General features: G+C 57.9%; 22 protein-coding genes. 8 read left to right on the forward strand and 14 right to left on the reverse strand.

Annotation, left to right across the window (positions count from 1 at the left end; translation table 11 throughout):
• Window positions 1-82: 82 nt before the first annotated feature.
• The 3 genes from lpxO to iraP form a co-directional block, all read right to left on the reverse strand.
• Window positions 83-994: a lipid A hydroxylase LpxO gene (gene lpxO / locus E7738_RS09780; protein ID WP_021507234.1), complete on the reverse strand. Its 912-nt coding sequence runs from the start codon at window positions 992-994 to the stop codon at window positions 83-85.
• Between the two features lie 199 nt (window positions 995-1,193).
• A complete protein-coding gene (locus E7738_RS09785) occupies window positions 1,194-1,499 on the reverse strand; it encodes a PsiF family protein (RefSeq protein WP_394516317.1) in 306 nt (101 codons plus the stop codon).
• Between the two features lie 85 nt (window positions 1,500-1,584).
• Window positions 1,585-1,839, reverse strand: a complete 255-nt coding sequence (gene iraP, locus E7738_RS09790; RefSeq protein ID WP_021507236.1) for an anti-adapter protein IraP — start codon at window positions 1,837-1,839, stop codon at window positions 1,585-1,587.
• Between the two features lie 18 nt (window positions 1,840-1,857).
• Here iraP and E7738_RS09795 point away from each other — a divergent pair, with 18 nt between their 5' ends.
• Entirely contained in the window at window positions 1,858-2,010 is a 153-nt protein-coding gene (locus tag E7738_RS09795) for a hypothetical protein (RefSeq protein WP_155519908.1), read from the forward strand.
• A 486-nt stretch (window positions 2,011-2,496) separates the two neighbouring features.
• Window positions 2,497-5,583 (forward strand): beta-galactosidase, encoded by a 3,087-nt coding sequence (locus tag E7738_RS09800; RefSeq protein WP_394516318.1) that lies wholly within the window; start codon window positions 2,497-2,499, stop codon window positions 5,581-5,583.
• Here E7738_RS09800 and E7738_RS09805 read toward each other — a convergent pair.
• A complete protein-coding gene (locus E7738_RS09805; protein WP_394516319.1) occupies window positions 5,516-6,814 on the reverse strand; it encodes a multidrug efflux MFS transporter in 1,299 nt (432 codons plus the stop codon). The genes E7738_RS09800 and E7738_RS09805 overlap by 68 nt on opposite strands.
• A gap of 393 nt (window positions 6,815-7,207) precedes the next feature.
• On the opposite strand from E7738_RS09805, the gene E7738_RS09810 reads away from it, so the two are divergent.
• Window positions 7,208-7,459: a biofilm development regulator YmgB/AriR family protein gene (locus tag E7738_RS09810; RefSeq protein ID WP_021313231.1), complete on the forward strand. Its 252-nt coding sequence runs from the start codon at window positions 7,208-7,210 to the stop codon at window positions 7,457-7,459.
• A gap of 12 nt (window positions 7,460-7,471) precedes the next feature.
• Here E7738_RS09810 and E7738_RS09815 read toward each other — a convergent pair whose 3' ends face one another.
• The gene (locus E7738_RS09815; RefSeq protein WP_021507239.1) at window positions 7,472-7,789 is read right to left on the reverse strand and encodes a hypothetical protein; all 318 of its coding nucleotides are present in this window, start codon (window positions 7,787-7,789) and stop codon (window positions 7,472-7,474) included.
• Window positions 7,790-8,039: 250 nt separating this feature from the next.
• Entirely contained in the window at window positions 8,040-8,339 is a 300-nt protein-coding gene (locus E7738_RS09820; protein WP_058758053.1) for an I78 family peptidase inhibitor, read from the reverse strand.
• Between the two features lie 532 nt (window positions 8,340-8,871).
• Between E7738_RS09820 and E7738_RS09825 the strand changes: the two genes are divergently transcribed.
• Window positions 8,872-9,519, forward strand: a complete 648-nt coding sequence (locus E7738_RS09825) for a CPBP family intramembrane glutamic endopeptidase (RefSeq protein WP_021507241.1) — start codon at window positions 8,872-8,874, stop codon at window positions 9,517-9,519.
• Window positions 9,520-9,612: 93 nt separating this feature from the next.
• Window positions 9,613-10,632: a LacI family DNA-binding transcriptional regulator gene (locus E7738_RS09830; protein ID WP_262258096.1), complete on the forward strand. Its 1,020-nt coding sequence runs from the start codon at window positions 9,613-9,615 to the stop codon at window positions 10,630-10,632.
• Here E7738_RS09830 and E7738_RS09835 read toward each other — a convergent pair.
• The gene (locus tag E7738_RS09835; protein ID WP_127833733.1) at window positions 10,627-11,514 is read right to left on the reverse strand and encodes a LysR substrate-binding domain-containing protein; all 888 of its coding nucleotides are present in this window, start codon (window positions 11,512-11,514) and stop codon (window positions 10,627-10,629) included. The two genes, E7738_RS09830 and E7738_RS09835, sit on opposite strands and share 6 nt — an antisense overlap.
• A gap of 152 nt (window positions 11,515-11,666) precedes the next feature.
• Here E7738_RS09835 and E7738_RS09840 point away from each other — a divergent pair, with 152 nt between their 5' ends.
• Entirely contained in the window at window positions 11,667-13,046 is a 1,380-nt protein-coding gene (locus E7738_RS09840; RefSeq protein ID WP_021507244.1) for an NAD-dependent succinate-semialdehyde dehydrogenase, read from the forward strand.
• Between the two features lie 51 nt (window positions 13,047-13,097).
• Here the strand turns inward: E7738_RS09840 and E7738_RS09845 are convergent, their stop codons facing one another.
• The 5 genes from E7738_RS09845 to E7738_RS09865 all read right to left on the reverse strand — a co-directional run bounded on the left by E7738_RS09845 (window position 13,098) and on the right by E7738_RS09865 (window position 16,970).
• A complete protein-coding gene (locus E7738_RS09845) occupies window positions 13,098-14,537 on the reverse strand; it encodes a glycoside hydrolase family 1 protein (protein WP_394516320.1) in 1,440 nt (479 codons plus the stop codon).
• Between the two features lie 12 nt (window positions 14,538-14,549).
• Window positions 14,550-14,864 carry a PTS lactose/cellobiose transporter subunit IIA gene (locus tag E7738_RS09850; protein WP_010618140.1) on the reverse strand — a complete coding sequence of 105 codons (315 nt, stop codon included), beginning with the start codon at window positions 14,862-14,864 and terminating at the stop codon, window positions 14,550-14,552.
• Window positions 14,864-16,180 carry a PTS sugar transporter subunit IIC gene (locus tag E7738_RS09855; RefSeq protein ID WP_021507246.1) on the reverse strand — a complete coding sequence of 439 codons (1,317 nt, stop codon included), beginning with the start codon at window positions 16,178-16,180 and terminating at the stop codon, window positions 14,864-14,866. The genes E7738_RS09850 and E7738_RS09855 overlap by 1 nt, the downstream gene beginning before the upstream one ends.
• Before the next feature lie 88 nt (window positions 16,181-16,268).
• Window positions 16,269-16,577 carry a PTS sugar transporter subunit IIB gene (locus tag E7738_RS09860; protein WP_031279665.1) on the reverse strand — a complete coding sequence of 103 codons (309 nt, stop codon included), beginning with the start codon at window positions 16,575-16,577 and terminating at the stop codon, window positions 16,269-16,271.
• Window positions 16,578-16,784: 207 nt separating this feature from the next.
• Window positions 16,785-16,970, reverse strand: coding sequence for a hypothetical protein (locus tag E7738_RS09865; protein ID WP_021507248.1), 186 nt, complete (start codon window positions 16,968-16,970; stop codon window positions 16,785-16,787).
• Between the two features lie 58 nt (window positions 16,971-17,028).
• Between E7738_RS09865 and E7738_RS09870 the strand changes: the two genes are divergently transcribed.
• Both E7738_RS09870 and E7738_RS09875 read left to right on the forward strand, forming a co-directional pair.
• Window positions 17,029-17,352, forward strand: coding sequence for a hypothetical protein (locus E7738_RS09870; protein ID WP_127833729.1), 324 nt, complete (start codon window positions 17,029-17,031; stop codon window positions 17,350-17,352).
• A gap of 111 nt (window positions 17,353-17,463) precedes the next feature.
• Window positions 17,464-17,703 carry a hypothetical protein gene (locus E7738_RS09875; protein ID WP_021507249.1) on the forward strand — a complete coding sequence of 80 codons (240 nt, stop codon included), beginning with the start codon at window positions 17,464-17,466 and terminating at the stop codon, window positions 17,701-17,703.
• A gap of 111 nt (window positions 17,704-17,814) precedes the next feature.
• Here E7738_RS09875 and yniD read toward each other — a convergent pair whose 3' ends face one another.
• Window positions 17,815-17,922 carry a small membrane protein YniD gene (gene yniD, locus E7738_RS09880; RefSeq protein ID WP_021507251.1) on the reverse strand — a complete coding sequence of 36 codons (108 nt, stop codon included), beginning with the start codon at window positions 17,920-17,922 and terminating at the stop codon, window positions 17,815-17,817.
• Between the two features lie 79 nt (window positions 17,923-18,001).
• A complete protein-coding gene (locus tag E7738_RS09885; RefSeq protein WP_021313986.1) occupies window positions 18,002-18,430 on the reverse strand; it encodes an OsmC family protein in 429 nt (142 codons plus the stop codon).
• Between the last annotated feature and the right edge of the window lie 21 nt (window positions 18,431-18,451).

The following is an 18,451-nucleotide window of genomic DNA, read 5'->3' on the forward strand; positions in this document are numbered from 1 at the left end:
AGCGTGAGGATTTAGCAGGAGAAACAAAGCGAAACGGCGGTTAACTGACTGTTAAACCGCCGTTTTAAGCGGCACGAAAGGATCAGAAGAACACGCTGGGCACGATGATCAGCGCGAAAATCGCCACAATCAGTCCATGTTTGACCCAGTAATACAACCGGCGATTACGTTTCTTCAGGTTCTGACCGGCATCGCGCAGCGCATAAACGTATTTGAAGATGCGGTTGAGGAAGCCGGTACGATCGTTTTCGTCGTTGGGCGACGCCGCTGCTGACATTAACGTCGAGCCCACCCAGTGATTGACCGCCTGCGCCCAGCGCCATTTCATTGGCCGCTCGATATCGCAAAACAGGATGATACGCGTCTGCTCGCTTTCATTCTGCGCCCAGTGCACGTAAGTTTCGTCGAAGATCACCGCCTGACCGTCGCGCCAGCTGTGGCGCTGACGATCCACTTCAATAAAGCAGCGATCGTCGTTCGGCGTTTGCAGCCCGAGGTGATAGCGCACCGAACCGGCATAAGGATCGCGGTGTTTGCCCAGATGGCTGCCCGGCGGCAGTTCAGCAAACATGGCCGCTTTAACGCCGGGAATGTTGCTCACCAGTTCGGTGGTTACCGGACAGAGTTCGCGCGCTGACGGATGTGCATCGCTATACCATTTTAAATAGAAACGCTTCCAGCCACGCTTGAAGAAGGTATTAAATCCGGCATCGTTATGCGTCTGCGCCGCTTTAATGTGATCCTGCAGGCGAATGGCTTCATCGCGAATCACCTGCCAGTTATCGGTCAGCTGACGCAGCTCAGGAAAATCCTCAACCGGAAAATAGGGCTGTTTAGCCGGCAGTCGCGACAGCCCGGTCATAAACATATTGATCGGCGCCATAAAAGTGGAGTGATCAAATAACTGACGGGAAAACTTTTGCTTTTCCACGCCGCGTGAGTGGGCGTAAAGCACACTAATAATAAATACACCAATAATGATCGCAGCGACCATACAACAGGTTCCTTATGTTGCACGTAAAGCCGCTCTGGCCACGGTTAAGCGCCAGAGAGACTGGATGGGGAGAAATGGAATTTTATGTAAGGATTTTGTAAAGTTTTGGCAACGCGTGCCGTTTATGACAGAAAAAATACGTCGCGCATTAACCCTGCGAGTGCGGACACAAAAAAGCGGCCCGCAGGCCGCCAGAGGTTTAAGCACTCTTCTTCAGACAGCTGCTCATAAAGGTTTTACGCGCATCGCCGCTGAGTTTTTTCTCTCCTGCTTCGTTATTACAGCTTTTCGTTTTCATCTGCTGCGGCGTCATATTGCCCATTTTGCTGTCTTTCTTCAGGCATTCGCTCATAAAGCTTTTACGCGCATCGCCTTTCAGATTTTGCGCGCCTGCATGCTGATTACACAGCGTCATTTTTTCCTGCTGCGCGGTTTTCTCCGCCGCGCCCGCACCGCCAGCCAGCAGCAGGCCTGCTGCCATTATTGCCACAAGACACGATTTCATTGCCGGTTTCTCCGTGTGATTATTGCCTGTTAAGCATGGCACGGAATAAGCAAAGCGGAAAAAAATCTATGCGCGTACGGCGGGATTATTCGCGCGGGTGGTTGAGCAACTTTTCGACGTAATTGCGCAGCATCAGCGCGTCCGGATTTTCCTGCACGGAAGCGGCGGGCGGCATCGCGCGATCAATACCCGCCGCGATGTCGCTAACCTGGGCGGCATCCAGTCTGCGCAGCATGGCGGTGAGCACGATTTCCAGCGCCTCAACCTGGACCACTAATTCTTTAGACTCTTCTTCTTTTTCTGCCAGCTTGAGCAGGAGTTCCGCAATCAGGTTTTTCATGCGATGGACTCAGTCAGAATGGGAAAACAAAAATTAGCATTGGCAGGATTAAAACAACAAGAATTTTTGCCGGCCAGAGGAAAAATAATGGTTAGCCGAAGCGTAAAAAAAGTGGCTGAAATTCAATATATAACGGCGAAACGTTTCACTGACAAAATACGCCGCAGATAAAACGTTTCGCATCGCTGCATTAATTATGCACTGGCGCTAAATTAACGCGGACCCTGATACCCATGGCCGGGACCGCCACCGCCAGGACCACCCCAACCTCCGCCGCCGCCCGGCGGCGGAAAAAGACAACCGCTTAACGCGGACACCAGCGCTACAACAGCAGCGAGCTTAACGATACGGATCATATTGACCTCAGGTTGCTGAAATTGCGCTGAGTGTATGAAGCGGCGGTTAACACGACAATACAGAATGCTCCGCAACCCGGCGCTATTCATGCCTGCTCACCACGCTTAACGTTTTAGTGGCAAGAAACCGCTAAAAAAGCCTCACAGACCGCTCAATCCATCAGCTTAAGTTACAGCCAACGCTGTGCCGCAAAAGTCAGTGCTGCTCGCTGTGCGCGCAGTAACAAAATTGCGCGCTGCGTCTTTACAGCTAACGCCATTTCACGCAATGTGAGCGCAATACAATTAATGAGATCTCACTATGACCTTAGCGGCTGTTTCTCTGAGTGAAGTGCTGGCGCGCCGTGACTGGGAAAACCCGGTTATTACCAGCCTGCATCGCCTGGACGCGCATCCACCGTTTGCCAGCTGGCGCGATGAAGTCAGCGCGCGCGATGGCCATCCCTCACCTGCGCAGCAGCGGCTGAATGGTCAGTGGGCCTTCAGCTATTTTACCGCGCCGGAAGCGGTGCCGCACAGCTGGCTGCTACAGGACTTACCGGACGCCGCAACGCTGCCGGTGCCTGCCAACTGGCAGTTGCACGGCTACGATGCGCCCATTTATACCAACGTGCAGTATCCCATTCCGGTCAATCCCCCTTTGGTGCCACGCGAGAACCCCACCGGATGTTACTCGCTCACATTTAAAGTTGATGACGGCTGGTTAAGCCAAGGGCAGACGCGCATCATCTTCGATGGTGTCAGCTCGGCCTTTTATTTGTGGTGCAACGGACAGTGGATGGGCTATTCGCAGGATAGCCGCTTACCCGCCGAATTTGATCTCAGCCACGCGCTGCAGCCGGGAAACAACCGTCTGGCGGTCATGGTGCTGCGCTGGAGCGACGGCAGCTATCTGGAAGATCAGGATATGTGGCGCATGAGCGGCATTTTCCGCGACGTGACGCTGCTGCACAAACCGGACACCCGCCTGAGCGATGTGCAGATTGAAACCGCACTCAGCCCGGAATATCTGCGCGGCGATTTACGGGTGAGTGTCAAAATCCATGCCGGCGCGCGCCCGCTCAGTCAGTGTCGGGTACGCGTCACGCTATGGCGCAACGGCGACTGTATTGCGCAGCACGAACAGCCGCCGGGCAGCGCCACCATTGATGAACGTGGCCACTATCCGGAACGCACCCTGATGGTGTTGCCGGTACTGCAACCGCTGTTGTGGAGCGCCGAAACGCCTCATCTCTACCGCGCGGTAGTCACGCTGCTTGATGATGCCGGCGAGGTGATCGAAGCCGAAGCTTATGATGTGGGTTTCCGTCGCGTCAGCATTGAGCACGGCCAGCTGTGCCTCAACAATAAGCCGCTGCTGATACGCGGCGTAAATCGTCATGAGCACCATCCCGAACGCGGTCAGGTGGTGGATGAAGCCAGCATGCGTCAGGACATTGAACTGATGAAGCGCCACAACTTTAACGCGGTGCGCTGCGCTCACTATCCTAACCATCCGCTGTGGTATCGGCTGTGCGATGAGTACGGCCTGTACGTGGTTGACGAAGCCAATATCGAAACGCACGGCATGCAGCCGATGAACCGCCTCTCCGACGACCCGCGCTGGTTTGCCGCCTATAGCGAACGCGTAACGCGCATGGTGCAGCGCGATCGTAATCATGCCTGCATCATCATCTGGTCGCTGGGCAACGAGTCCGGCCACGGCAGCACGCACGATGCGCTGTACCGCTGGGTGAAAAGCAGCGATAGCACGCGCCCGGTACAGTATGAAGGCGGCGGTGCCAACACGGCGGCCACCGATATTCTGTGCCCGATGTATGCGCGCGTCGATCAGGACCAGCCCTTCCCGGCGGTGCCGAAGTGGTCACTGAAAAAATGGATCAGCCTGCCGGATGAAGCGCGTCCGCTGATCCTGTGTGAATACGCCCATGCGATGGGAAACAGCTTTGGTGGCTTTGCCAAATACTGGCAGGCATTTCGCCAGTTTCCGCGGCTGCAGGGTGGCTTCGTCTGGGACTGGGTCGATCAAAGCCTGACGCGTTATGACGAACACGGCCAGCCGTGGCAGGCGTACGGCGGCGATTTCGGTGACACGCCCAACGATCGCCAGTTCTGCATGAACGGGCTGGTGTTTGCCGATCGCACGCCGCATCCGGCGCTGTTTGAAGCACAGCGCGCCCAGCAGTTTTTCCGGTTTACGCGCGATCCCGGCGATGCGTATCGCGTGACCGTCACCAGCGAATATTTATTCCGCCGCAGCGACAACGAACGGCTGCGCTGGTGGATTGAGCAGGACGGTGTAACCCTCGCGCGCGGTGAATGGGTGCTGGATCTCGATGCCGAAGGCAGCCACACCTTTACCGTGCCCGCGCCTGAAGCGCTGCAGGGTGAAGCGTGGCTCAACCTCGCGGTGCATCAGATCGCCGCCACGCCCTGGTCTGAGGCGGATCATCGCGTGGCCTGGGATCAGTGGGCGCTGCCGGCCGCACTACCGGTTACGTTGCCGCCGCTCAGCGCCTGCGCGCCCCAGCTGGAAACCAATCACAATCTGGTGGCGGTGGTGCTGCCCACGCAGCGCTGGCACTTCTGTCGCCGCAGCGGCGCGCTGCTGCAGTGGTGGGTGAACGATCGTGAAACCATGCTGACACCGCTGGAGGAGTGCTTTATTCGCGCACCGATCGATAATGATATCGGCACCAGCGAAGCTGCCAATATCGACCCCAACGCCTGGGTCGAGCGCTGGAAACGCGCGGGCTATGATCGGCTGCAAACAGAGCTGCTGGCGATGCAGGTCGACAACCTGCAGCACGGCGTGCAGATTGAAACCTGGCATCGCGTACTGGGTGAGGGTCAGCACCTGTTTACCAGCCATAAGCGTTATGGCATTAGCGGCGATGGCGAACTGACTATCAGCGTCGATGTACAACAGGCCGCTGGTCTGCCGCCGCCCGCGCGCATCGGCCTGCGCTGCCAGCTGGCTCAGGTCCCGCACCAGGTGAGCTGGCTGGGACTGGGGCCTCATGAAAACTATCCGGATCGCCAGCTGGCGGCGCAGTTTTCACGCTGGCAGCTGCCGCTGGCGGCGCTCAGCACCGGCTACGTCTTTCCGGGTGAGAATGGCTTGCGCTGCGGCACGCGCCAGCTGGATAGCGGCAGCTGGCAGATCAGCGGCGACTTTGCCTTCTCGCTCAGCCGCCACAGCCTTGAGCAGCTGCGCGCCACCTCGCACCGCCATTTGCTGCAGGACGAACCCGGCTGCTGGCTGCATCTCGACGGCTTCCATATGGGCGTCGGCGGCGACGATTCGTGGAGCCCGAGCGTCAGCCCGGAGTTTTTGCTTTCTCAGCGGCGCTGGCACTATGCGCTGACGCTGCGTCAGCCGGTTTAGCGGCGGCCGCCGGGCTAAGGGGTTTCAGCTCGGTTTTTGGCCGGCGATAGAAGCGCCGCAGCAACAGCACATTGAGCAGGACGACGACCGCAGTAGCGAAGAATACCCAGCGGTAACCGGTGGCGGCTGAGACCGCTGCGCCCAGCAGCGGTCCGGCGACGTTACCGAGGTACATGAACGACTGGTTATAACCAAAAATACGGCCGGTGACGTTATCGCGTGAATGACGCACCAGCAGGGTTTGCACCGCCGGCATCATCGCGCCATCGGCAAAGCCGAGCAGAAAGCGCAGGACGCCCAGCTGCGTGGCGCTGGTGACAAACGACATGGCAATCAGCAGCAGCAGCGAGGCGATCATGGTCGCCAGCAAAATACGCTGGGTACCGATGCGATCGCCGAGTTTGCCGAGACGCGGTGCGGCGATGAGTGCCGACACGCCGGGCAGCGCGGCAATCACACCACTGAGAAACGCGATATTCTGCGCATCCGGCGCCAGCTCACGCACGAACAGCGTCAGGATAGGATTCACCGAGCCGTTACACATCTGAATCACCATGGTGGTGACGAACAGGCAGAACATCAGGCGTGGATTATCGAGGCTGCGCATCACCTCACGCCCGCTCAGTTTGTCCTGCTTGCTCACCGGCGTGTAGCCGGTCTCCTTAATCAGAAACAGCGTCACCAGAAAGCTGACCATCAGCAGTACCGCGGTAACGATAAACACCATGCGCAGGCCCAGCCAGTCAGCCAGCAGACCGCCAATCATCGGCCCGAGGATCACGCCGCCAATTTGTCCGGTCGACACGCAGCTCAGCGCCCAGCCGCTGCGCTCACGCGGCACCTGCGCGGCCACCAGCGCCATGGCGTTGGGAATATAACCGGACGTCAGTCCCATCAGCGCGCGCAGCAGCAACAGCTGCCACGCCTGAGTGACAAACGCCTGCAGCAGAATCACCGCGCCCATGCCAAACGAAGCGCGCAGCAGCATCAGCTTGCGTCCTTTGCGATCGGCAAGGCTGCCCCACAGCGGCGCCACGGCGGCAGAAACAATAAAGGTGACACTGAAGGTCAGGCCTGACCAGATACTGAGTGCGTTGCCGCCACGGATACCCAGCTCTTCCACGTAAAGCGGCAGGAAAGGAATGATCTGACTAATGGCCAGGCCGGTAAAAAAGCAGCCAAACCAGACGGATATCAGATTGATCTTCCAGGATTCGATGGAGCGTAGCATGAGCGCAGATGTCAGAAAAAATGAAACGAGGGTTCAGTCTAACAACCTCGTAACATTACCGGACGGCAAAACATGGCATGAGGATGAAAACGCAGTTTTTCGCTGCCGGGCGTGATTCTGCTCACAGCAAATAGGGCGATGCCTCACTTTTGTAGTGTCTTTATGTGCGGTTACCTGGCATAAGGCCCGATAAGCGCATCGCGAAAGACGGCAAACGTGAAAAAATATGACGATTCGTTACTGACAATATTCCACACCGCATCTATGTTTAAAAAATCACCAGTCATCACTGGCGAGGCGCTGCCCGTCCTGGACAGTCCGCATGCTTAATTCAGGTTTTCAGATGCTGCCCGTCGTGGGTGGCAGGCTTCGTTGTCTCTGCGGAGGTCGGCTATGAGAACGCACCATGACAGCGCCAGTCGGGCGATTACCGACTATTTCAACAGCCCCGCCTGGCACGCGCCGCACGAGAGCGATTTGCTGGCCGCCATCATGCGCGAGCTGATGGATGATGGCCAGCCCGCCACCAATAAAGCGGTAATTGCCCGCGTGATTACCCGGCTGGAAGTGGAAGGCGATGAACAGCGCCTGCAGAGTTACCGCAACCTGCTGGCGCAGCTGTTAGAAGCAGGGCCGCAAAAATAGCGGCCCCGGAGATTATTTCACCACCCGCAGCTGGTCGGCTTCGCTGACCACTGCTTTACCGCTCTGACGCTGATACAGGCACAGTTCCCGCCCCAGCTGATTTTTCATGTGCTTTTGCGGATAGCGTCCTTCGAGCAACAGCGCATCGTAGCCAACGCTGTCGTCGTACATGATCGGCTTGCCCACCACTTTCACCGCTTTCAGACCGCTGGCCTGCACACACGCCTGCTGCAGGTTTTTATCGTGCTGCTGCCATGCCGCCTCGCTTGAGGCCTGCGCCAGCGGGCTGAGCAGCAGCGTCAAACACAGCGTTCGGGTCAGGTATTTCATCGTCACTCCTGTAAGGTCAGTCTGTTATTGCTGCCTGTACGCCTGACGCCGCAGAACCGCGATTCATCGCGCGCTATGGCGGGGGCAATATGGCGCAGCAGGCAGGTTATAGCGAAAAAAATTCCCGCCGTAGCGGGAAGAAACAAGACGAGCATTGCATATTCGAGAGTGACGAGGAAATCTCCGTAATGCGCAGCTATCCTCGCCCGCCGCCGTGACAGCCCGATGACAATGCCGTGTCCGTTTGGTGTTACCCGCAGTAAACCCGGGAAATTTTCCCGTTCTGATCGCCGAGGAAATTCAGGCGGCGCAGATTGAAGTCCATGGTGGCGGCACCGTTCCACGGAATCGCGCGCACCGGTACGGCAAAGCGCTGGGTATCAAGCGCGCTCAGCGGCTGACCGAGGTAGTTCTGATACTGCGAGGCACCGCACTGGTCGGTTTCCGGATCGTGGCTGACGGCGTGACTGCTGTCAGTTTTACTGGCTGACTGACAGGCCGTTAAGGCGAGCATCGCCGTCAGCAGCAGCGCTTTTCCATAATGGTTCACAATTTTCTCCTCCTGGATAATGAACAAGCGGGTTCCTGAGAGTAACAAAGCGTGCCGCCGATGCGAAAATTTTTCCAGCAGACTGGTCGCATTGCGTGACAAAAGGCGCGATTTCCTGCTCACATTTTCGGATTAATCGCACGCTGTGTCTAAAAATCACCCGGGCAGACGCTACAATTATCTAAGACTTTTCTGAGGAGATAATGATGGAACTGGCTATTTTTATCGGCTTCGCCATCGTGATGACCTTCGTGGCCGTCCGGGTGCGTTAAGCCTCGTTAATTTTCTCTCTGCCGTTGTGCACCAGACGGTGCCAGCGGCATCCTCCGCGCCAGATAAGTGATTCGGTTCCCTCTCCGACTGCTCGCCAGATGAAAGCGCAAGCCGTCATGCCGCGCATCGCCTGCGATGAGGCGGCCGGTCAGCGCCGCGATTGTGGCGTATCTGAACCGGCGAAAATCTCCGCAAACGCACCTCGACAGCACCGATCGCCGTTGCTACTATGCGTCTTCCTCTGCCCGCTGAGTCGCCTATGGACACCCAATCCGACAAAGTTACGTTGACCCTGTTTTACGTCGGTAGCTTTGTGGTTTATTACCTCGTGACCATGCTGATTACGCTGTTTCCCAATTACGGGACGCTGCGCAATAACGGCTTGCTGGTGCCGGTGCTGTGCCTGTTTGAATTTGCCGTGATCTATCCCCTGTACCGTTTCTACTGCCAGCGCCGCAGCGACATTCCTCTGGGCTTTCTACGTCCCGGCCAGGCACTGCTGTTTATCGGCGCGCTGTTTGTGCTGATGGTGGCGCAGACGCAGTTCCTGCAGCCGGAAGGCTGGCTGATTGAACAGAGCCAGCAGGGACGCAGCTCAATGCTGATTCTGCTGCTCACCGCCGTGCTGCTGGCGCCGGTGTTTGAAGAGGTGCTGTTCCGCGGCTTCCTGCTGCAGGCGTTTTTGCTGTGGGCGCCCAAAAGCCGTTTTGCCTGCATGTTGCTCACATCGCTTCTGTTCGCCGCGTTGCACACGCAGTACGTGCACTGGGAAACCATCGTTGCGCTGACGCTGTTCTCGCTGCTGCTGTGCTACGCGCGTCTGCGCAGCAACAGCCTGGCGCTGCCGATTTTTCTGCATACCCTGAATAACCTGATCGCCATCCTGCCCGCCTGGTTCTACGCCTGATCCCCCTCACTGTTTGCTAACGATGCCATTAATTTCCCTGCATTTTCAGGTACTATCGCTTTTTAGCCTGCAGGAATGATGGTCGAAGCGCTGATGATTACTATGCTGGATGTGGCCCGCAAAGCGGGCGTTTCTAAGGCCACCGTGTCGCGCGTGCTGGCGGGCAACCGCTATGTCAGCAAATCCACGCAGCAGAAAGTGTTTCAGGCGATTGAAGAAACCGGCTACCGCCCGAATCTGCTGGCGCGCAGTCTGGCGACGCAAAAATCGCAGAATATCGGCCTGATCGTCACCCATTCGCTGTTTAACGGCCCCTATTTCAGCGAGTTGCTGTACCAGACGGCCACGCTGACCAATAACTATGGCCGCCAGCTGATCCTCGCCGATGGCAAAACCAGCGCTGACGATGAGCGCGCGGCAATTGAGTTTCTGCTCGATCTGCGCTGCGACGCCATCATTATCTACCCGCGTTTTCTCGACACCGCCGCGCTGGAAGCGATCATCGACCAGCACGATATCCCGATCATGGTGGTTAACCGCCGTCTGACGCAGCACGCGGCGAACTGCGTCTGGGCTTCGCACCAGCAGAATACCCGCGATGCGGTGAACTACCTGATTGCGCGCGGTCACCATGACATCGCGTTTATCACCGGACTGGCGGGATCGCCCACCGCCGCCGCGCGTCTGGCTGGCTATCAGCAGGCGCTGGCCGACCATCAGCTGCCGTATGAAGCGGCGCGCGTACTGCCGGGCGCGTGGACGCCGGAGAGCGGTCAGGCGGCGGCACGCCAGCTGCTGAGTGCCGGCGTACCCTTCAGTGCGCTGATGGCCAGCAATGATGATATGGCGATTGGTGCCGCGCTGGCGCTGAATGCGGCGGGCAAACGGCTGCCGCAGGATGTATCGCTGATGGGCTTTGATGATATTCGCATGGCCGAATTTTTCCTGCCGCCGCTCACGACGGTTCACGTGCCGGTGGCGGAGATGATTCAGCACACGCTGGCGCAGCTGGTGGCGATGCTCGAGGGCGAAGCGATTGCGCCCCTGCCGCCGTTCAGCGGACGGCTGATTGAGCGCGCCTCCGTGGCAGATGGACCATTCCGCCGCTCATAACGCCTGATCGCCGTCATCCTGCGTGACCAGCCACTGCTCCAGCTGCTGTAGCGTAGCAGCCTTAACGCTCTCCTGCGGGCGCACCAGGTAATAGGTGTGCCGTCCACAGTCCAGCTGGTAATCCTCCATGGCGATCAGCGTGCCCGCCTTCAGCTCCGCTTCCACCAGCACGCGCTGCGCCAGCGCAATCCCCTGCCCTTCAATGGCGGCCTGATAGGCCAGCGCCGAACTTTCCATCTGCCGCCGGTGCGGCAGCGCGTCCATTTCCACGCCAAATGCTTCGCACCAGCGCTGCCAGTCATCAGGACGTCCGCGCACCAGCAGCAGGGTATGCTGCGCCAGCCCGGCCAGATGCATGCTGGCGCGCCGGTCAGCCGTCGGACGGCACACCGGCACCAGCACGTTTTTCACCAGCGGCGTGGCGTGCTGCTGCGGCCACGTACCGTCACCAAGCCGAATCGCCGCGTCGCAATCCACCGTATCGTCCCATTCCGACGCGGTCGTCAGGCGCACGTCAATCGCCGGATGCGCCAGCTGAAACTGTGCCAGCCGCGGAATCAGCCAGCGGGTGGCGAACGTGGTGAAGGAGTGCAGCCGGATGACCGTGCGGCCGGCATTGCGCTGCAGCGTGGCGCTCGCCTGGCGAATACCGTCGAGGTGCTGGCTGATTTGCAGAAAATAGGCATTGCCGGGCAGCGTCAGTACCAGCCCGCGCCCCTGACGCTGAAACAGCGCCGTGCCAAAGTACTCTTCCAGCAGACGAATCTGACGACTCACCGCGCCTGGCGTCACCGACAGGCCATCAGCCGCTGCCCGCACACTGCCGCTACGGGCGACATATTCAAACGCCAGCAAGGCATTCAGGGGTGGCAAATCACGCATCAGTTAACCGTTCAGTTTTTCTCAATGATGGAGCAATTTTAATCGATTGTGGCGAAAAGGCCAGACGCGCATCATTTCTGCACAGCGGCAGCCAGCCCGATAACGCTGACTGCCAGGTTGTCACATTGATTCTGACACTGGAGCACACTGGAATGATTAAAGTCACCAATCCTGCCGACGGCAGCCTCGTCGGCGAAGCACCGTTCATGCGCCACGACGAGGTCGCGGCCGCTATCGATCGCACCTGTGCCGCGTTTCCGGCATGGGCGGCAAAAAGCGCGAAACAGCGCAGCGACCTGCTGCGTGGCTGGTACGATCTGGTACGCGCCGATAAGCACCTGTTTGCTGAACTGATGGTCAGGGAGAACGGCAAATGCCTGAGCGAAGCGCTGGGCGAAATCGAGTACGGTCTCGGCTTCATTGAGTGGTATGCGGAAGAGGCCAAACGCGTCAACGGGGATACCCTGCCGTCGCACGATGCTAACGCCTCCGTGCTGGTGGTAAAAGAGCCGGTCGGCCCGACCGCGGCCATCACGCCGTGGAACTTCCCGTTTATGATGATCACCCGCAAAATTGCTACCGCGCTGGCCGCGGGCTGCACCATGATCATCAAACCGGCAGAAGAGACGCCGCTTACTGCGTATAAACTGCTGGAGTATGCCCGTCAGGCCGGTATTCCCGCTGGCGTGTTTGAGATGGTGACCGGCGATCCGCAAGCCATCGGCGAAGCTTTTACCAGCGATACGCGCATCCACAAAATCTCCTTCACGGGATCTACCCGCGTCGGCAAACTGCTGGCGCAGCAGTGCGGGGCCACGCTGAAAAAGATGACTATGGAGCTGGGCGGCAACGCGCCGTTTATCGTGTTCGCCGACAGCCCGCTGGAAGAGAGCGTGGCCGGGCTGGTCAGCGCCAAACTGCGCAACTCCGGCCAGGTGTGTATTTCGCCTAACCGCATCTTTGTGCATGACGCGATTTACGATGCCTTTGTGCAGCAACTGGTGAAAACAGTCAGTGAGATCCGTGTCGATCAGGGTATGCAGCAGGAATTTGTGGTTGGCCCGCTGATTAACCGCATGGCGCTCGATAAAGTCACCGCGCTGGTGGATGATGCGGTAGCGCAGGGGGCGACGCTGCGCCTTGGCGGCAAGCCACACGCGAAGGGCGGGTTGTTCTATGAGCCGACCATCCTGTGCGATCTGGACGCCTCTTTTGCCGTGCACAACACCGAGATTTTCGGACCGGTGTTTGCCCTGTACCGTTTCAGTGATGAAGAGCAGGTGATTCGCTGCGCTAACGACACCGAATACGGTCTGGTGGCCTATGCGTGGACGCGGGACGTTGGCCGCGCTTTCCGCCTGTCGAAAAAACTGGAAGCCGGCATGGTGATCCTCAATTCCGGCTCGGTCGGTACGGCGTCAGTGCCGTTTGGCGGTATCAAGCACTCCGGCTACGGCCGCGAGGGCGGCCATTACGGTATTGAAGAGTATGTGCAGGTAAAATATGTGCTGATGGCGGGACAACACCGCTAATCACGCTGCTGGCGCGGCGGCGACCCAGCAGGGATGCAGCCGCGCCGCGCGTTAGTATTCCACCTCCGCATCAGGCTGTGCGCCGTTATTGCGGATCAACTGCTGATACCAGAAAAAGCTCTTCTTGCGATAGCGCGCCAGATCGCGCAGATCGTGTTCATCGCGGTTAACGTAGATAAAGCCGTAACGTTTGCTGATGCCCTGATGGGTGCTGACCAGATCGATGGCCGACCACGGACAGTAGCCAAATATCTCCACACCATCGGCAATTGCCAGCCGCAGCTGAGTGATATGCTCGCGCAGATAGGCAATGCGATAGTCGTCATACACTTTGTTGCCCGCCTCCAGCGTGTCGAACGCACCGAGACCGTTTTCTGTGACAATCAGCGGCAGGCGATAGCGCGCGTAGATCTCCCGCGCGGTAATGCGGAAACCGACCGGATCGATATACCAGCCAAACTGATTCTGCTGCAGATGCGGATTGTTGCAGCCGACGTACACCGATTTGTCGATGCCGGCCATCTGCTGGTCGGCCTGCTGCTTGCTGTTCAGCTCACCACGCGCGACCTCAGGCATGTCAGCACTGATGGTGGCCGATGCATAATAGTTGAAGGCGATAAAGTCCGGCTGACCGGCGGCGATGGTCGCCATATCCTCCGCCTCAATGTGCGGCAGCCAGCCGCGCTGCTGCAGAAACGCCCACACCACGTTGTTGTAATGGCCGTGTACCGCCAGGTCGAGGTAGAGCCAGTTGCGGATCGCTGAAAAGTTATCGGCGGCCAGCACATCTTCCGGTCTGGCGCTGGCGGCATAGATACAGGAGATGTTCGGTGCCGGGCCAATTTTGGCCTGCGGCAAGCGCTGGTGACAGGCAATCATCGCTTTGGCCTGCGCCAGCATCATATGGTGGTTCTGCTGATACAGCGTCTTCTGCGCATCCACCGTGCCGGCCGGCAGCGTGCCAATCACCTCACCTTTGAGGATCATCATGTTCTGTTCATTGATGGTCAGCCAGTATTTCACCCGGTCGCCATAGTGCTCGAAACAGGTGATGGCGAAGCGCTCAAAAGCGGCCACGGTGCGCCGGTTTGACCAGCCGCCATCCTGCTGCAGCGCCCATGGCAGGTCAAAGTGATAGAGCGTGACCAGCGGCTCAATGCCGTGGCGGCAAATTTCATCAATCAGCTGCTGATAAAACGCAACGCCCGCCGGATTCAGCTCGCCGTCACCCTGCGGATAGATGCGGCTCCAGGCGATGGAGAAGCGATAGGTTTTCAGGCCAAGCTCCGCCAGCAGCGCGATATCTTCCCGGAAGCGATGATAGTGATCGCTGGTGACGGTGAAATCCGTCATCCCCTCAGGAAAATGGCCTTTATCGATCACCGACGGCCCTTTGCCGTCTTCGTTCCAGGCGCCCTCAACCTGATACGCCGAGGTTGAAGCGCCCCACAGAAAGCCGTGCGGAAACGCACCGGGGTTAGGATGTTGCATACTGCCTCCTTGTTAGTCCGCAGCCAGCTCGCGCCGCAGCTGGATGATCTCTTCCGCCAGTTCACGGCACAGCATGGCGTTCATCAGATGATCCTGCGCATGCACCATGATCAGATTGACCGGAATTTTGCCGCAGCCTTCGTCGGCACCGATCAATTCGGTCTGGATACGGTGCGCGGCTCTGGCCGCCTCGCTGGCTTCGCTCAGCAACGCATCGGCGCGTGGCCACTCTTTGCGCCGCGCAGCGCGCAGCGCCTCCATCGAGCAGGAGCGCGCTTCTCCCGCCTGAATAATCAGTTCCATGACCGTGCTCTCATCAATTTCCATCATGCCTCCTTAACCGGTTGCGCTGCGGCGGCCTGCTCAAGCTCCTGCTGCAGCAATTGCCGCTCATAAATTTTGAAAAACGGGTAGTAAATCAGCGTGGCGATGGTTACCAGCACGGCAATCAGCACGATGACGCGCCAGTCCCAGCCGGTCGACCAGGCCGCCCCGATCGGTGCCGGCGTGGTCCAGGGGGCCAGCGACACCACGTGGTTAATCAGGTGGGTTTTGGTGGCTGTCCAGGCGAGCGTGGCGTTGACTAACGGCGCGCAGATAAACGGAATGAACAGAATCGGATTCATCACCACCGGCGAACCGAAGATGACCGGCTCGTTGATGTTGAACATGCTGGGCACAATGCTCAGCTTGCCAATCGAGCGCAGATGCGCCGAGCGGCTGCGCAGGTAGAGCAGCACCAGTCCCATGGTGGAACCGGAGCCGCCAATAACGATGAAAAACTGCCAGAACGGCTCGATAAACACGTGCGTGATCGGCTCACCGGCGTTGAGCGCCTGCTGGTTGAGGCCAAGGTTAGTCAGCCAGAACGCCTGCAGAATGCCGCCGACAATCACCGCACCGTGAATGCCAGCGAACCACAGCATGTGGCACAGCAGCACCGCCACCAGCACCGCCGGTAACGAATCCGAGGCGGAGATAATCGGTGCGAACAGCGCCATGATCGCCTGCGGCAGCAGCAGGCCAAACTGCGCCTGCACCCACAGGCTGAGCGGAAACAGCGTGATGAAGATGGCGATGATCGGGATCAGCAGATCGAACGACTGACGAATTTTGGGCGGCACCTGCTCCGGCAGCTTAAAGCCGATGTTGTGCTTTTGCAGGAAGTGCATCAGCTCAGTGGCGAACAGCGCCACCAGAATCGCGGTGAAAATGCCCTCGCCGCCGAGTGAGCCAACCGGCAGCGTGCCGTTGCTCTGGGGGGCGGCCACCACCAGAAACGCCATCAGCGCCAGGCTGGCCGCCATAAAGCCGTTCATTTTGTAGCTGTTCGCCAGGTTATAGGCGATGGCGCTGGCGATATACAGCGCCATGATGCCCATGGTCATGTTATACGGCATCATGATTTGCGCTTCATGCGCGCGCACCATACCGAGCCACCACTGGGCAAACGCCCATGAGCTGTCAGCTGAGAACGGCGGATGGGCAAACAGCAGCATAAATGAGCCCACAATCAGAAACGGCATCGAGGCGATAAATCCATCGCGGATGGCGATCACATGGCGCTGGCTGGAGAGGCGTCCGGCCAGCGGGCTGATGCGGTTTTCAATCACACCAAATAACGATTCGCTTATGCTGCTCATCGGCGAGCTCCTTGCATCAGGCAACAACAGAATAAGCCTGTGCATTGGCGCACAGGCGTAAACAATTATTTTATTTTCGGAACAATCGTCAGGCGTGAATCAGCTTTAGCGAATCATCTAATATTTTCGCGCCATTCATCATGCCGTAATCCATGCTATTAATCACAGTGATAGGCTTATTTAGCTGCTGCGCCAGCGGCTGGAAGTCCGCCAGTTTGTATTTAATCTGCGGCCCGAGCAGGCAACAGTCAAAGTTCGCGATCTGATCGTTAAACTCTTCAATGCCAACGGCTTTTATCTCAACCTCGACGCCCTTCTCTTTGGCGGCCTTCTCCATTTTCTGCACCACCATGCTGGTGGACATCCCGGCGGCGCAGCAGAGTAGAATCTTTGGCATCATTCAATCCTCAGTGTGGGGTTTAATTAACGAATACCCGCGCTAAAGATTTTCTGCAACCGGTTTCAGATTTGCGTTACGGATCTGTGAGAAATATCAAAAAGCGCGCTGCAAATTTAATCGGGATGCAATAATAAACGGAAGAGATTATGTGAAAGTCGGGGAACGGTGGCGCGGCCAGACACAGCGCGCCACCGGGGCAGAACGTCAGGAGATGGCGGAATCTTTTTGCTTGTCGGCTTCGAAGTGTGCCTTGAACTGTTCGTAGATGGAGATCATATTGGAGGCATCGCCGTGCAGCGGGCTCAGTTTACCGGCGCGCACCAGTTCGATGACCAGTTGCAGGGCGGCCTGTTTTGGGCTGCTGGCCGGATGGGCAATTTCATGAGACATCAGATATCACTCCTTATTGTTGTCAGTGCCGCACAGTTTAGCCCAGATTGTGCTGCTAATGGGCGCGGCGCTGGTTATCATCATTCTGTTCGGACAAAAAAGCCGCTCAGGCTGTTCATTGACGCCTGAGGCGTTTAGCTATACTGGATCAAAAAAAGGAACACACAGCCACGCATTCCGTACCACGGGAATGGTGCAGAAGGAGGCGGTTATGTTGATTGGTTTTGTCTTGTTAGTGAGCGCCTGCGGCCACGATGCCTGTGATGCCCTGCCGGTGTCGGAGCGGATTTACCCCACGAAAGTGGCCTGCGAACAGATGGCCGATCGCATCCATAAAGTCCGGCCGAACGTGGTGCTGCTTTGTGGGGAAGTGCACCGTTAATTCGGTGCCAGTGCGTCATCAATTGCATAAAAAACAGCCAGACGGCATTGCAACCTGGGCCCGCAGCGTTCAAAATATAAGCTGCTTTACACTATTACAGTTGTGAATCCCATGAAAAAAACTCGCCCCCGTCGTCCCAACGGACGCTGGGTTTATTACATTTTGTATGACGGCATTCTCTGGCCCTGTCCGGTGCGCTGGGAGTGGGAGAGCGGCTTCGGCGGCTGGCTGCCGTTTTACTATTCGCCCACCTTTGAATTTGTCGCGGGCGATCCGCGCAAGGCCTACCGCATTGCGCGCAGCAGCGTGCGCAATCTGCGCCAGCATGAGCATGACGGCGAATATGCCTGAGGCGTCAGAACTGCCACGGCAGCCACGAGGCTGTCAGCAGGTAGTGCACCAGTTCCAGCACCAGAATAATCATCACCAGCACCCCGAGCTTGTGGCGGCATACCCAATCCTTTAGCCCCATATCATCGCCGCCCAGCGAATCAGCATCAGCGCGCCGCAGATGCACAGCAACACCACAATCATCTTCCAGTGTTTTGTCGCAGCCAGTTTTTTTGCCACGTTTCCTCCAGACAGCAGAAAGCAACGATGCGCCCGCAGGCGCATCGCATAGTCTACCGCTGGTCACCCGTGAGGGCGATTAATTATTCAGCGTATAGTCGAGGGTGATTTCGGCATTCAGCACCTGAGACACCGGGCAGCCGGCTTTGGCTTTCTGAATGATTTCATCAAATTTGGCATCATCGATGCCCGGCAGCGCAATGGTGCTGTTGAGGGCAATTTTGGTGATGGCGAAGCCGTCGCCCTTTTTGTCCAGTGAAACATCGGCGGTGGTGTCGATGCTTTTCGGTGGATGACCGGCCTGGCCCAGCATCAGCGACAGCGCCATGGAGAAGCAGGCGGCGTGTGCCGCGCCAATCAGCTCTTCCGGATTGGTGCCCTTCTCGCCTTCAAAACGGGTATTAAAACCGTATGGCTGGTTGCTGAGCACGCCGCTTTCAGTGCTAACCGTACCTTTGCCTTTGATGTCGCCTTCCCAATGGGCCGATCCTTTCTTATGAATGGTCATGTCATTCCTCCTGTTAGTCAG

This window comes from Pantoea sp. SGAir0430, assembly GCF_043549295.1.